At 45.1% G+C, this 13879-nt stretch carries 14 protein-coding genes and 1 pseudogene; 7 read left to right on the top strand and 8 right to left on the bottom strand.

The genetic code is table 11. The features are described 5' to 3' along the window. Positions 1–127 precede the first annotated feature (127 nt). From FTT89_RS02835 to FTT89_RS02845, 3 genes are all read right to left on the bottom strand, one after another. Entirely contained in the window at positions 128–1024 is an 897-nt protein-coding gene (locus FTT89_RS02835) for a YafY family protein (RefSeq protein ID WP_180006737.1), read from the bottom strand. Positions 1025–1192: 168 nt separating this feature from the next. Beyond that, positions 1193–1363 (bottom strand): hypothetical protein, encoded by a 171-nt coding sequence (locus FTT89_RS02840; protein ID WP_005179332.1) that lies wholly within the window; start codon positions 1361–1363, stop codon positions 1193–1195. Between the two features lie 224 nt (positions 1364–1587). Continuing rightward, entirely contained in the window at positions 1588–2580 is a 993-nt protein-coding gene (locus FTT89_RS02845) for an NAD(P)H-quinone oxidoreductase (RefSeq protein WP_163145581.1), read from the bottom strand. 130 nt (positions 2581–2710) lie between these two features. On the opposite strand from FTT89_RS02845, the gene FTT89_RS02850 reads away from it, so the two are divergent. Then, positions 2711–3055, top strand: coding sequence for a co-chaperone YbbN (locus tag FTT89_RS02850; RefSeq protein ID WP_180006739.1), 345 nt, complete (start codon positions 2711–2713; stop codon positions 3053–3055). Between the two features lie 69 nt (positions 3056–3124). Here the strand turns inward: FTT89_RS02850 and FTT89_RS14515 are convergent. The 3 genes and pseudogenes from FTT89_RS14515 to cysD all read right to left on the bottom strand — a co-directional run bounded on the left by FTT89_RS14515 (position 3125) and on the right by cysD (position 6173). Then, positions 3125–3397: pseudogene (locus tag FTT89_RS14515) on the bottom strand (hypothetical protein). A gap of 144 nt (positions 3398–3541) precedes the next feature. After that, positions 3542–5155, bottom strand: a complete 1614-nt coding sequence (cysN, locus tag FTT89_RS02855) for a sulfate adenylyltransferase subunit CysN (protein WP_180006740.1) — start codon at positions 5153–5155, stop codon at positions 3542–3544. Positions 5156–5258: 103 nt separating this feature from the next. Next, entirely contained in the window at positions 5259–6173 is a 915-nt protein-coding gene (cysD, locus tag FTT89_RS02860; protein WP_005179347.1) for a sulfate adenylyltransferase subunit CysD, read from the bottom strand. 324 nt (positions 6174–6497) lie between these two features. Here cysD and FTT89_RS02865 point away from each other — a divergent pair, with 324 nt between their 5' ends. Next, on the top strand, positions 6498–7040 hold the full coding sequence (locus tag FTT89_RS02865) for a hypothetical protein (RefSeq protein ID WP_016659284.1): 543 nt from the start codon (positions 6498–6500) through the stop codon (positions 7038–7040). Positions 7041–7134: 94 nt separating this feature from the next. Here FTT89_RS02865 and lysS read toward each other — a convergent pair whose 3' ends face one another. Next, positions 7135–8661, bottom strand: a complete 1527-nt coding sequence (gene lysS, locus FTT89_RS02870; RefSeq protein WP_005179355.1) for a lysine--tRNA ligase — start codon at positions 8659–8661, stop codon at positions 7135–7137. A gap of 256 nt (positions 8662–8917) precedes the next feature. Here lysS and FTT89_RS02875 point away from each other — a divergent pair, with 256 nt between their 5' ends. Next, positions 8918–9424 (top strand): YqiA/YcfP family alpha/beta fold hydrolase, encoded by a 507-nt coding sequence (locus tag FTT89_RS02875; protein WP_168384305.1) that lies wholly within the window; start codon positions 8918–8920, stop codon positions 9422–9424. Positions 9425–9477: 53 nt separating this feature from the next. Here FTT89_RS02875 and FTT89_RS02880 read toward each other — a convergent pair whose 3' ends face one another. Beyond that, positions 9478–10020, bottom strand: a complete 543-nt coding sequence (locus FTT89_RS02880) for an adenine phosphoribosyltransferase (protein WP_005179368.1) — start codon at positions 10018–10020, stop codon at positions 9478–9480. Positions 10021–10524: 504 nt separating this feature from the next. Between FTT89_RS02880 and rubA the strand changes: the two genes are divergently transcribed. The 4 genes from rubA (at position 10525) to oxyR (ending at position 13845) form a co-directional block, all read left to right on the top strand. After that, entirely contained in the window at positions 10525–10689 is a 165-nt protein-coding gene (gene rubA / locus FTT89_RS02885; RefSeq protein WP_005179369.1) for a rubredoxin RubA, read from the top strand. 77 nt (positions 10690–10766) lie between these two features. After that, complete coding sequence (locus FTT89_RS02890; protein ID WP_180172663.1) at positions 10767–11945, top strand: NAD(P)/FAD-dependent oxidoreductase; 1179 nt, start codon at positions 10767–10769, stop codon at positions 11943–11945. Between the two features lie 51 nt (positions 11946–11996). After that, complete coding sequence (locus FTT89_RS02895) at positions 11997–12932, top strand: alpha/beta fold hydrolase (RefSeq protein ID WP_218954824.1); 936 nt, start codon at positions 11997–11999, stop codon at positions 12930–12932. 13 nt (positions 12933–12945) lie between these two features. After that, positions 12946–13845: a LysR family transcriptional regulator OxyR gene (oxyR, locus tag FTT89_RS02900; protein WP_005179377.1), complete on the top strand. Its 900-nt coding sequence runs from the start codon at positions 12946–12948 to the stop codon at positions 13843–13845. Positions 13846–13879: the final 34 nt, after the last annotated feature.

The raw sequence follows: 13879 nt of genomic DNA on the forward strand, positions 1-13879 counted from the left end.
GCAAAAAGTAAAACGCTATTTTCGCATAATTTCACTTAAAGCTCGACAGATTCCGTAGCAATTATGGCAGGAATAAGAGGCCAGTCTTAATGGTCATCAAAACTCAAATGTACACCCACAACACGAATTAATGCAGATAATGGCTAAGGCTCTGCTCCAGCTCGGTTTGTAAATGCAGCGGCGCTACAATTTTGACATAGGGAATCCAGTAGCGTACCAGCGGATAAAGCTGAATATGATGGCGAATCTGGCAGGAAATCAACAGGCTGCCACACGGCTTTTCTTCCAGAATCTGCTGCTTTGGAAACAGCCGGCGCTGTTTAAAATACAGCGCGGCATCTGCCGCAACCGATAAATGCACTTCCTGCTGTTCATGACCAAACCAGATACCTTCTTCATCTTCCAGCTGTTGCAGAATAGCCGGATCATGCTCAAACGGGTTCAGTTCATAGCTGAGTTCAATCTGCTCAATCAGGCTCAGGCGATACACTTTTAAGGTATCCGAATGCACCGCAGCCAGATACCAGTTACCATGATGATGAATCAGGCGATAAGGCTGCACCCGACGGGACTTGTTTTTATAGACAAAGCCAATGTACTGACGCAGCTGAATGGCTTGGGTCAGGGTTTTAAAATGTTCGGCATATTGGCTACTGTCTTCATAATCATAACCTTTGGCGGAAAACACCAGATTGGCACGATGATCCATCAGCTCACGTAGGAACGAAATATCCAGCGAGGGATAAAGATCGCTAATGCCCGACAACTGGGCAAAGTTCTGGATATCCTGAAGTTTAAACCGTCCCAAATAGGAAGCATCAAGATAGTATTTTTTGCTGCTTTTGTCCTGCAATAAAGGTAGATAGGCATTCAGCCGATCAAAGTCACGTTCAATGGTGCGGGTGCTGACTTTAAATTCCTGGGCCAGTTCCGGAATACTCAGCTGATGCCCTACATTGAGTTTGGTTAAAATACTGACCAGCCGTTCAGCCAGTCGTTCATGTGTTGAAGTAACACACTTCATGATACCCTCATGGTGCTGTTTTAAGGCACTGTTTTTTCTATCAATTAAACAACCGTAAATTAAAATTTATTAAATAAAAATCATATAAATAATTAGACCAAAACTTTAAATACATTTACGTTAAAAGTAAATCAGAATCCGTATCGCAATACTGCATTCAGCTTAGACTTAAGGCTTATTCTGATCTAGGCGATCAACATAACGCTCTAAATGCAGCATGGCACTATACACCCGGTGGATATCTGCCAGACCTATTTTTTGACGGATAATGGCCCGATGAATGCGCCTTAAAGCACGTATATTCTGGGTGGTGGTATATGCTGTAGATGAAATTCTCATGATTCTGCCCTCTGTCTCTTCATTGAAATATCCAGTTTATTTTTATGATGTCTGTTTCGGATGTGGGCTAATGTACAACACAGTTTCGACAGGTTGTGTCAAATACATCACATATATTTTAATTTTTAGTAAAACTTGTACAGTTTAAGTAATAAACATCAATGTACTAACTTGAAATAAGCATAAAAAAGACCGGCAATAGCCGGTCTTTTTTAGGTGCAGAATTAAATAATTTCTACCACAACCTTGCCAATATGATCACCGGTATCCATGGCCGCATGCGCTTCCTGGATCTGATCAAATTTAAAGGTTTTAAAAATCATCGGCAGACATTCACCTTTGCTCAATAATGGCCACACTGTGTCTTGCAAGCCTTGGGCAATTTCGGCTTTTTCTGCGGTGTTACGCGCACGCATGGTTGAACCGGTAATGGTCAGGCGCTTCATCATAATCGGGCCAAGTTTCACATCTTTGGCTTTGGCACCGCCCAAGAACGCGATATAAACCAGACGACCATCACGGCGTAACAGGTTCAGGTTACGTTCCAGATAAGGTGCACCAACGATATCTAAAATAACATCGACGCCGCCGTTGTCGGTCTGTTCATTAATCACCTGCTCAAAATCTTGTGTCTTGTAGTTAATGGCGGTGGTCAAGTGTGAAATAGCTGCAACTTTTTCATCTGAACCCACAGTGGCAAAGGTTTTCATGCCCAGCGCATTACATAACATCAGCGCTGTGGTACCAATACCGCTGCTGCCGCCATGTACCAGTACTGTTTCGCCAGCCTTGGCTTGTCCCATCTGGAACACATTGGCCCATACGGTAAAGAAGGTTTCTGGAATAGCCGCAGCTTGTACAAAACTCAAGCCTTCAGGAATGGTCAGGGTCTGGCTTTCCGGAACCACGCAGTATTCTGCATAGCCACCGCCATTGGTCAGGCCACAAACTTTATCGCCGACTTTAAATTTGCTGACCTCTTCGCCTACCGCTACCACTTCACCTGCCACTTCCAGCCCCGGCACAGGCGTCACCCCTTTCGGCATTGGATAAAGGCCTTGGCGCTGCAAGATATCCGGGCGGTTTAAACCAAAGGCATGAACCTTAACCAGCACATCATTGGCTGCCGGTGTCGGAATAGCCACACTTTCATAGGCCAGTTTTTCCGGGCCGCCTGGTTCTGTAATAATGACCTGCTGCATCGTCGCTTGTGACATGGATTTTCCTTAATTGTTCAGTGCAAGTTTTCTGTGCTCTATTTGAACATAGATAAATGACGGAATGAAGCCAAGCCGGACTTATGTATAATGAGATGTATATTTCGCAGATTGATAACTCAGGTGAGCCATGACCCAAGTCATCGACTATAATGAAAATAATTACAGTGAATTTGAATGGTTTGATGGCTTTGCCGTGATCCGCTTTTATGCAGACTGGTGTGCACCCTGCGTACAGAATTTTCCGGTGTTTGCCGAACTGGCCGGCTATTATGCCCACCATCAGCCAGAGATTAAATTTGGCAAGATCAATGTCGATCAATCTCCTATTCTCACCCTGCGTTATCATGTCTATGGATTACCTTCGACCCTGATTTTCAAGCAGGGACAGATCATCCACAGAATTGCAGGGGTCAAAAGTCTGACAGAGATGAAATCTATTCTGACCTTAATCCTCAATGATTCTTATGAATGATTATCCATATAAAACTAAATCCAACAAAATATTTCCTTTAGCTCGCTATCTAAAATACGGAGCCTTTAATTAACTACGCCCTTTATATTCCTTTACCATTCGATCACTCACATCTTCCGGATAACATAGCGGCGCATATCCGCCTACACGATTATAAACACTACGCTTACCACAACGACTACCATTACTTGCAGTATTGTAAGGACACGGACAATTTCCCGGATAATTCTCAATCGACTACTGGATTATTTTCTGCTTGATTGCGTCAACGCTTTGGCTACTCTGTTTAGCTTCAGCTCCAAAAGCCACACACAAGCCAGCCAGCAAAATTAATTTTTTCATATATCCCCTAAATCTAGGGAGCATTGTATTAATTGACCAGTAAATTGAAAGATCACATTTTGACCAATCGAATGATTCTCATGCAATCAAAATTTAGGCAATAAAAAACCCGCCAATCAGACGGGTTTTTAAACCAGTCCAGTCTTATAGACGAACCAGCTCCACAATTTTCTCAGCCAGTTCTTCAACGGCTTCGGTGCCATAGCTTACGTCAGTGCCTTCAGCAACATCGGTGACCACCACAACACCAGTTTCACGAAGTAATGCCACTTGAGCAGCATTCAGACCCGCTTTTGCAATTGCAACTACACCTTGCTGAATCAACAGACTTTCCAGCGCTTGTGCATTTTCCAGTGCTTGTGCTGTTACAGTCACCGCAGCAGGTTTTTGACCTAAACGGGCAGCACGGTCTTCCGCAGTCACAGGTTCATCATGCGCAGTCCATTCTACCGCTGCTTCCACCATGCCCGCACCAACGGTCACGTTGCTTAAACGGTCAATGAAAATAAACGAGCCGGTATAACGGCTGTCCTGATAACGGTCAAATACCACTGGCGCATCAAACTCGATCTGAACATCAGCAATCGCGTTCAGTTCCAGCTGCTCTACCTGAGTTTTTTCCAGCGTATTCACGTTTACACGATAGTTAATTTCAGCAATTTTGGCTGGAACAGTTTGCGTACCGAGCTTAATGTTGTACAGCTTGCCTTTGACCAGTGGCTGATCATTCATCCACACCACAGTTGCGCGTGCAGAACGTGAAATTTCCGGTTGATCGCCCGCTTTGACCAGCAGGTTACCGCGTGAAATATCAATTTCGTCATTCAGGGTAAGGGTAACCGCCTGACCGGCAAAAGCACGTTCCAAATTGCCATCAAAAGTTACAATGTCTTTGACGGTAGAACGTTTACCTGATGGCAACGCGACAATTTCATCACCCACACGGATGTCGCCCGAAGCAATGGTGCCAGCAAAACCACGGAAGTCGAGGTTTGGACGGTTGACATATTGCACCGGGAAGCGGAATTCGTTTTTACCTGAAGTCCGGCTAATTTCCACGTTTTCCAGCGTTTCCATCAAGGTTTCGCCGTTGTACCAAGGAGTATTGGCCGACTTGTTCACCACGTTATCGCCATTCAGGGCAGAAATTGGGGTGAAAATGATATTGGCCGGTTTACGGTCACCAAGCTGGTTCACAAACTCGTTATATTGCGCCTGAATTTCATTGAAGCGTGCTTCAGAGAATTCCACCAGGTCCATTTTGTTGATGGCAACAATAATGTTCTTAATACCCAGCAGGCTGGCAATAAAGGTATGACGACGGGTTTGGGTCTGCACGCCATAACGTGCATCAATTAAAATAATCGCCAGATCCGCAGTTGATGCACCAGTGGCCATGTTACGGGTATATTGCTCATGTCCCGGGGTATCGGCAATGATGAACTTACGCTTTTCAGTCGAGAAATAGCGATACGCCACATCAATGGTAATACCCTGCTCACGTTCTGCCTGCAGGCCATCGACCAGTAAAGCCAGGTCAGGTGCATCCCCTGTCGTCCCGACTTTTTTCGAGTCACGGGTTACCGCTTGCAACTGATCTTCATAAATCAGTTTTGAATCATAAAGCAGACGACCAATTAAGGTCGATTTACCATCATCGACGTTACCGCAGGTCAGGAAACGCAATAAGTCTTTATTTTCGTGCTGTTTTAAATAGGCCAAAATATCTTGGCTAATGAGTTCTGATTGATGAGACATTGCTCAAACTCCACAAATTCTTTAGAAACCGGTTTAATCTCCCTGTATCCCCCTTTTACCCAGAGGGAATTTCCTCTCTTGTCTAAAGAGAGGTCGGGAGAAATTAGAAGTAGCCCTCTTGCTTCTTCTTCTCCATCGAGCCGGCTTCATCATGGTCAATCATACGACCCTGACGTTCCGAGCTGGTGGCCAGCAACATTTCCTGAATAATTTCAGGCAAGGTATCTGCGCCTGACTCAACTGCACCGGTCAGTGGGTAACAGCCAAGTGTACGGAAACGTACCGATTTCATTTGTGGTACTTCGCCTTCATGTAAACGCATACGCTCATCATCAACCATAATGAGTGTACCACTACGTTCTACCACTGGACGTTCAGCAGCAAAGTACAATGGAACAATTGGAATCTGCTCGAGATAAATGTATTGCCAGATGTCCAGCTCGGTCCAGTTCGACAATGGGAACACACGAATGCTTTCGCCCTTGTTGACCTTACCGTTATAAAGGTTCCACAGTTCTGGACGCTGGTTTTTCGGGTCCCAACGGTGTTTGGAATCACGGAAAGAATAGACACGTTCTTTGGCACGTGATTTTTCTTCGTCACGGCGCGCACCACCAAATGCAGCATCAAAACCGTATTTGTCCAGCGCCTGTTTCAGCCCCTGGGTTTTCATGATGTCGGTGTATTTTGAGCTACCATGATCAAATGGATTGATTCCGGCGTCACGGCCTTCCTGGTTCTGATGCACAATCAGATCAAAACCATGTTTCTTGGCCATGTTGTCGCGGAATTCAATCATATCTTTGAATTTCCAGCCTGTATCGACATGTAACAGAGGGAATGGAAGTTTTGCAGGATAGAAGGCTTTCAAGGCAAGATGCAGCATTACCGCAGAATCTTTACCAATCGAGTACAGCATAACCGGATTTTCAAACTCGGCAGCAACTTCACGGATGATATGAATACTCTCAGCTTCAAGCTGTTTCAGATGAGTAAGTCTTTCCTCATTTAATGACATGGACAACACCAGCTTAAATCAACGTGTACTTATTACACTTTATAAAATTTATATTCATTATAGAGATTTAGTTATCTGTACTATTGCTTGTTTTATTATATTAATATGCAAAAACGTCATATACAGGATTACTGATATTGCTATCAAAGTTTACTCATACCCTGCACAGCATCGCTTATTTTTAGCCTGATCACTATTTTCCAGTCGCCGTTTTTATGCTCACTTCTATCTATTGAGTTATTGTTAAAAGCTCTAATAGATCGCTTCATTTTCCAAGTGAAACACCTAAAATAAAACAAATTTTAATTTTTTCTGATTGCTCCCATGCCTTATAGTCATTACGATTTAGCCACCTTAAAAGCCCAGCTGGAACAGGCGCAGCTTGCCGGCTTTCTGTATCAGCATCAGCAGCACATGCTGGTGTTGCAGGAAGCGTTTGATGAAGATGGTTCTGCACTAAATACCTTTGTCCAGCACGAGTTCAGTGCCGATCAGATCGGGCTGCAATTTGGTCTACGACTTTCGGACCATAATATCGAGTTTTTGATTGGTCTGACCCACAGTAATCAGGATCGCGGTTATGAAATTGGTGCCGGCAATTTAAAAGGTGACCAGAAAGCCTTTAACCTGATGTATGCCTTTTATAATTATCCAAAGGCCTTTTATCTGGTCAGCATGCCACTGGCCTCCACCTCAAGCCAGCTGGAACAGGCCATTGAACAGCAACTGTTCCAGCGCCCGGAACTGGCCTTCCTCGACACCGCAGTCAAAACCAATCCAATGGGTGAACAGGTGCAGTGGATGAAATCCTTTATTGTGCAGCAAAGCCTGAACATGAAAGTGCGTATTCAGACCAGTTTAATCTAAGCGATTCGTCCGATCTGTGCTTTACGTATAGCTTGATGATACTCAAACAAAAAAATAACCCGCGAGATTCGCGGGTTATTTGATTTAGCAGATTTTAGTTCTTGTGACGCATATGCGGGAACAAAATCACATCACGTATACTTGGTGCATTGGCGAATAACATCACCAGACGGTCAATCCCGATCCCTTCACCTGCTGTAGGTGGCAAGCCATATTCCAGTGCTTCAACGAAGTCTGCATCGTAGTGCATCGCTTCATCATCACCAGCATCTTTCTCAGCCACCTGTGCCTGGAAACGCTCCGCCTGATCAATTGGATCATTTAACTCTGAGAAGCCGTTTGCCAGCTCACGACCACCAATGAAGAATTCAAAACGGTCAGTGATGTGCGGGTTCTCATCATTACGGCGAGCCAGCGGTGAGGTTTCTGCTGGGTATTCAGTAATGAAGGTTGGCTGACGCAGTTGAGTTTCAACCGTTTCTTCAAACACGATGGTTTGCAGCTTGCCTAAACCAAAGCCCGGTTTTACCTGCTCTTTCAGTTCGTTTTGTACGAAGTTGGCCAGAAATTCACGGTCATTGACGTTTTCAGGCGTGAATTGCGGGTTGTGCTCAAGAATCGCATCAAACATCGAGATTTTCTTGAACGGACCTTTGAAGCTATACACTTCATCGCCATACGGCACATCGGTCGAACCCAAGATGTCGATGGCCAGTTTCTCCAGCATCTGCTCGGTCAGTTCCATCAAATCTTTGTAGTCTGCATAAGCCTGATAGAATTCAATCATGGTGAATTCCGGGTTATGACGGGTCGATACACCTTCGTTACGGAAGTTACGGTTAATTTCGAACACGCGTTCAAAACCGCCCACCACCAGACGTTTTAAATAAAGTTCTGGCGCAATACGCAGGAATAATGGCATATCCAGTGCATTATGATGGGTTTCAAATGGACGCGCCGATGCACCACCTGGAATCACGTGCATCATTGGGGTTTCAACTTCCATGAAACGTTTTTCAGTTAAAAACGCACGGATGCCCGATACCACTTTGGCACGAATTTCAAAAGTCTTACGGGTTTCTTCGTTTACAATCAGGTCCAGATAACGCTTACGATACTTCACTTCAGTATCGGTCAGGCCATGGAACTTGTCTGGTAATGGACGCAGCGATTTGGTCAGCAATTCAAAGTGCTCGATATGCACATATAAATCGCCTTTGCCTGAACGGCCGATATAACCTTTAACAGCAATAATATCGCCCAGGTCCAAACCTTTAATGGTTTCCAAGGTTTCAGGGCTAAGTTCTTTACGGGCCACATACAGCTGGATACGACCGGTCATGTCCTGAATTACGATAAACGAACCACGGTTGAGCATGACACGGCCAGCCACCGACACATACACCTTATCGCCGCCTTCAATTTCTTCTTTAGATTTGTCGGCAAACTGTTCTTGTAAATCTTGCGCGTAATGTTCACGCTTGAAGGTGTTTGGCCATGGGCTACTGTTGCTTTCCTGAGCCTTTTCTTGGATTTGCTTTAACTTGGCATGACGCTGTGCAATTAAATCGTTTTCGGAAATAGTGGGTTCAGAAGTCGACTGAGCGTTTGGTTGCGTCATCTCTGCCTCGAAAATTACTAAAAAATGAAGTGCAATAGCATAGCAGATTTATTTGGCTTTTCGTATGCTCTGCTGAATCCTAAGCCATTTTTTTCATTTTCTAAACCTCTGCTAAACAGCACCTCGCCTTTTGCTGAACTGTTAGACCAATAGCTAACTTCTTTCTTGCGTCACCACTCTTACAATAAGCAAGAGAAATTAATTGAAAAGGGAACTTTTCAACTATTCAATAGACGCTTGAGTGTGAATGAAAACAATGAATAGATGCACCTCGAAAATCCTATTTCTGCATGGGCTGGATTCCTCACGTGAATCGAGTAAGTTCCATGCCATCTGCGCAGATAAAAAATACTGTATTACCGTGGATTATCGCAATCTGAACTACCAGACGGTGGCCAGTTTCTATAACGATATTATTGTTAAAATCCAGCCTGAAATTATTGTCGGACATAGCCTCGGCGGCTATTGGGCCTTAAAGATGTCGGCGCTGCATGGTATTCCCTGCGTCATTGCCAACCCGAGTTTACAACCCGACTTCCGACCGGACTATCCGCAGATTTCCGAACAGGAACTGAACCATGATATTCCACAGCTGGCCTATCTGGAACTCGGCGATGAACAGCTGGACATGCACTGGGTACAAACCCAGCTGGAAAATTACATGCCAATTCATGCTTTTAAAGGCGGTCATCATCGACTGGTGTGTCCTGAAAATATCAATCCTTTAATCTGGCAACTGGAACAGCAATCACTGCACAAATAAAAAAGCCTTGCACTCGGCAAGGCTTTCTATGTTTTACAGGGTAGTGCTCAGACTTAAGCCACTGCTTCCACCGGCTTAGAGCGTTCATCCAGTACCGACCAGATGTTCAGACCTAAATCTGCGTGTAAATCTGGTAAATCCAGGAAAATGCTCGCACCCAGAATTTCATGCTGACATTTTTCCGCCAGTTGTTTCACTGCTTTTAAGGTACCGCCAGTCGCTAATACATCATCCACAATAATAACTTTCTGACCGGTGACATCTGCCGCCATTTCCAGACGGTCCAGACCGTATTCCAGGCTATAACCCACACCCACTACCGGTGGTGGTAATTTACCGGCTTTACGCACCAGCAATAAGCCCTTGCCAGTACGCTGTGCCAACAGGCTGGCCAGCACAAAACCACGTGCTTCTACCGCAATAAAGCTATCTACTTCAGCCAGTTTTTCTGCAGGAATACTTTCAATTAAAGCATCTGTCAACGGACCAATATTTTTCATGAATAAAGGGGTCAAGTCATAAAAACAAATACCGGCTTTAGGAAAGTTTTGGACAGTACGAATGTGAGACCACAACGTTGTAGACAGCTTGCTCATAAGGAGATCGGAGAGAGATTAAAAAGAATAGGTGAATTTTACAGCGTCTTGACCGCGAAGACCAGCCAAAGTCCGCCCTTCAGGTTTAAATAAAACCCGATTAAAATTAGTAAATCATTGTTTTTATTATTGGTATTTTTATACTAAATAACCAATATAGATTATCCTAATTATAGAATAGCCTATTTAAGCAAAAATAGCTGTCCGACTTTAGTCGAAATTTAGGTGATCTCTCATATATTTTGAAAAGATTTGCGCTGGTTTTTAGTGTGCATATTGTCCGACACTATGCAATGTTTGAGATTTTAAAGATAAATTTTGTCCTTCTTAGCCATTCAGCTTTAGAAATGAAGCATTAGACTCCGATATTTACTTTACTTTAACCTCATAACTGCGTAAAAATTTAAGCGAATATGAAGTGTTAAAATCATATCAACTGAGTCATGCTGGTTAGGGAATTTTTTGCCGGTCAGGTTTATTGAAGATCGGCTTTTGGAGAGTCAAATGAAAAAGTATCAATGCATCGTTTGTGGATGGATTTATGACGAGGCAGAAGGCTGGCCGCAAGATGGCATCGTCGCGGGCACCAAATGGGAAGATATTCCAGATGACTGGACCTGCCCGGACTGTGGCGTATCTAAAGTCGATTTTGAAATGGTCGAAATCTAAGTACGCCTCGAAGACCATAACTGCATGGTCTTTTTTTATGTCTTGAAACTTATGCTCAACCTTTTATGGAGAAAATAATGCATCCGATTGTCATCATTGGTTCTGGTATGGCTGGCTATACAGTCGCCCGTGAATTTCGCAAACTGAACCCTGAACAGGAACTGGTCATGATTTGCGCAGATGATGCAATCAACTATGCAAAACCTACCCTCTCCAATGCCCTGGCCGGCAAAAAAGCACCCGAACAGATTGCGCTGGGGGATGCAGCAAAAATGGGGGCACAGCTGAATATGCGTATTGAAGTGCATACCTGGGTCAAAGCCATTGATGCCGAGCAGCATCTGCTGACTTTAGAGAAAGATGGCGTCGAAAGCCAGCAAGCCTATGCCAAACTGGTACTGGCAGTCGGTGCCAACCCGATTCGTCTGGCCATTTCTGGCGATGGCAGTGATGATATTCACGTGGTCAATAATTTAAATGACTATAAAGCCTTCCGCGAACAGCTGGCAGCGCGTCAGGATAAACGTGTGGTGATTTTAGGCGCGGGCCTGATTGGCTGTGAATTTGCCAATGACCTGCAAAACACCGAGCATCAAGTCACGGTGATTGATCTGGCAACCCAACCGCTCGGCCGTTTATTGCCTGAATTTATTGCCACTGCATTTAAACAGAACCTGGAAGAAACCGGGATTCATTTTGTCTTGGGCACCACGGTCGATAAAGTATCGAAACTGGATCATGGCGATTATCTGGTGACACTGGCCGATGGCCGCAGCCTGAGTGCCGATGTGGTGCTATCCGCCGTCGGTTTACAGCCGAATATCACTTTAGCCAAAGAAGCCGGCATTCATACCAGTCGCGGCGTGTTGACCAATGGCTTACTGGAAACCAACCTGGCTGATATTTATGCAGTGGGCGACTGCGCTGAAGTCAACGGGATTTTATTACCGTATGTCATGCCAATCATGCAGCAGGCACGTGCCCTGGCCAAAACCTTAAATGGTGAAACCACACAAGTGCACTACCCGGCTATGCCGGTTGCAGTGAAAACCCCGGCGGCACCATTAACGGTGTTACCTGCCCCGGTAGATGTGGAAGTGACCTGGCAAAATGAAGAACTGGACGATGGCATGATTGCCAAAGCCTTTGACAGCACTGCCACCTTACGCGGCTTTGTGCTGCTCGGGCCAACAGCCGGCAAACAGCGCCTGGCTTTAAGTAAACTTGTTCCTGACTTGATTCCAGCGGCAGTTTAGCGCTTTAATCCATCAGGGGTGCGCGCTCACCTTGAAGAAAGGAATATAAGAATGAATAGTTTGCGGTTAAATGTTTCACCTTACAGCAGTTTTATGCACGAAACCAAAGTCGACTTGGGCAATGGCATTGAATTGCATGTCGAAATGGGCGGCGAAATTGGCAATCCGACCATTTTACTGGTCATGGGACTGGGTGCACAGCTGCTGTATTGGCCAGACTTTTTCTGCAAGTCACTCATTGACCAAGGCTTTCGGGTCATCCGTTTTGATAACCGCGATATTGGCCTGTCCTCTAAAGTACGCCATCAGGGCGAGCGCCTGAATACCCTAAAACTGATGGGCCGTTTTGCCTTGGGTTTAGAAAATCAGGGGGCGCCTTATAACCTGTATGATATGGCCGATGATGTGGCCCTGCTGATTGATAAACTGGAGCTAGAACAGGTTGATGTGATTGGCGCTTCAATGGGCGGCATGATTGCACAGATTCTGGCGGCCCGCTATCCGGACAAGGTCAGAAAACTGGCACTATTGTTTACCAGCAACAACCAGCCTTTCCTGCCGCCACCTTTCCCGAAACAGCTGTTCAGCCTAGTGGGCAAGCCGGCATCCAATGATGAAGAAGGCATTATTAACCACAGCCTGAAACTGTTTAAAGTGATTGGTTCGCCAGGTTATCTGAATGAAATGGAAGCGGTACAGACCGCCCGTAAATTATATCAGCGAAGTTACCATCCAGCGGGTGTACTTCAGCAGTTTTTAGCAATATTATGTACAGGCTCATTGCGCAGTCTGGACAAGCAGATCCAACAGCCCACGCTGGTTGTTCATGGTTCTCGTGACCGCTTACTTCCACCTGCACATGGTAAGGCTGTTGCGAAAGCAATACTTGACGCTAAATTTGAATTAATTGAAGGAATGGGGCATGATATCCCTCCGCATTTCATTCCATATCTTAGCGAATTATTTGCTCATCACTTTAAATTATAAGCATTAGGACACTATGGCTGCATTACCATCCTTAAGACAGCTGTCATACCTCGTTACACTGTCTGAAACGTTGCATTTTACAGAAGCGGCGCGCCGTTCATTCGTGACTCAATCGACATTGTCGGGCGGAATCATGGAGTTAGAGCGCTTATTGGGTGGCGTATTGGTTGAACGCGATCGCCAGAATGTACGTTTGACTCCTCTCGGTGAACAAGTTGTAGCCCGAGCGCGTGTTCTATTGGCCGATGCACAGGACTTGATGCGTCTAAGCCGTGAAATGAGCGAGCCCTTAACCGGCGACCTGCATTTAGGTGTGATTCCAACCATTGCACCGTTCATTTTGTCGCAGCTGTTAGATGAAGTGCATAAGCAACTGCCAAAAATCCAGTTACACCTGCATGAAGCACAAAGTGAAAAAATTGTAGAAAAACTGGAACACGGTAACCTGGATATGGTGTTACTGGCGCTGCCGTTTGATACCCGCAGTCTGAAAGTTGCTGAAATTGCCAAAGAAAATCTGGTACTGGTCCACCATAAATCCGATGCACACTCGGCTCAGGCCAAATCTTTAGAAGATCTGGACCTGTCTCGCCTGATGCTGCTGGAAGAAGGCCACTGCTTGCGTGATCATGCCTTAAGTGCCTGCCCGATTGGCGAGCGTAAAAATGATCATCGTTTAAAAGCCAGCTCACTACCAACTCTGGTGGAAATGGTATCAGCCAACCTCGGCTTTACCTTACTGCCTGAAATTGCCATTCATACCAATATGATTCAGGCCAATTCAGAGCTGGTGGTGAAACAGATTGACGCGGCACCTACCCGTACCCTGGCCTTAGTAACGCGTAAGAGTACTCCGCTGCAAAGCGAATTTGATGTGTTATTGCAAATTCTGCAAAAAATCTCGCACAGCTAATATCTTCAATACCCATAAAAATAAGGAGCATCAG

Source organism: Acinetobacter sp. YH01025, assembly GCF_013420185.1.
Lineage (GTDB): Bacteria > Pseudomonadota > Gammaproteobacteria > Pseudomonadales > Moraxellaceae > Acinetobacter > Acinetobacter indicus.

Excerpts from the sequence above, each read along its gene's own strand:
- FTT89_RS02835 (WP_180006737.1), bottom strand. The coding sequence starts at position 1,024 with ATGAAGTGTGTTACTTCAACACATGAACGACTGGCTGAACGGCTGGTC.
- FTT89_RS02840 (WP_005179332.1), bottom strand. The coding sequence starts at position 1,363 with ATGAGAATTTCATCTACAGCATATACCACCACCCAGAATATACGTGCT.
- FTT89_RS02845 (WP_163145581.1), bottom strand. The coding sequence starts at position 2,580 with ATGTCACAAGCGACGATGCAGCAGGTCATTATTACAGAACCAGGCGGC.
- FTT89_RS02850 (WP_180006739.1), top strand. The coding sequence starts at position 2,711 with ATGACCCAAGTCATCGACTATAATGAAAATAATTACAGTGAATTTGAA.
- cysN (WP_180006740.1), bottom strand. The coding sequence starts at position 5,155 with ATGTCTCATCAATCAGAACTCATTAGCCAAGATATTTTGGCCTATTTA.
- cysD (WP_005179347.1), bottom strand. The coding sequence starts at position 6,173 with ATGTCATTAAATGAGGAAAGACTTACTCATCTGAAACAGCTTGAAGCT.
- FTT89_RS02865 (WP_016659284.1), top strand. The coding sequence starts at position 6,498 with ATGCCTTATAGTCATTACGATTTAGCCACCTTAAAAGCCCAGCTGGAA.
- lysS (WP_005179355.1), bottom strand. The coding sequence starts at position 8,661 with ATGACGCAACCAAACGCTCAGTCGACTTCTGAACCCACTATTTCCGAA.
- FTT89_RS02875 (WP_168384305.1), top strand. The coding sequence starts at position 8,918 with ATGAATAGATGCACCTCGAAAATCCTATTTCTGCATGGGCTGGATTCC.
- FTT89_RS02880 (WP_005179368.1), bottom strand. The coding sequence starts at position 10,020 with ATGAGCAAGCTGTCTACAACGTTGTGGTCTCACATTCGTACTGTCCAA.
- rubA (WP_005179369.1), top strand. The coding sequence starts at position 10,525 with ATGAAAAAGTATCAATGCATCGTTTGTGGATGGATTTATGACGAGGCA.
- FTT89_RS02890 (WP_180172663.1), top strand. The coding sequence starts at position 10,767 with ATGCATCCGATTGTCATCATTGGTTCTGGTATGGCTGGCTATACAGTC.
- FTT89_RS02895 (WP_218954824.1), top strand. The coding sequence starts at position 11,997 with ATGAATAGTTTGCGGTTAAATGTTTCACCTTACAGCAGTTTTATGCAC.
- oxyR (WP_005179377.1), top strand. The coding sequence starts at position 12,946 with ATGGCTGCATTACCATCCTTAAGACAGCTGTCATACCTCGTTACACTG.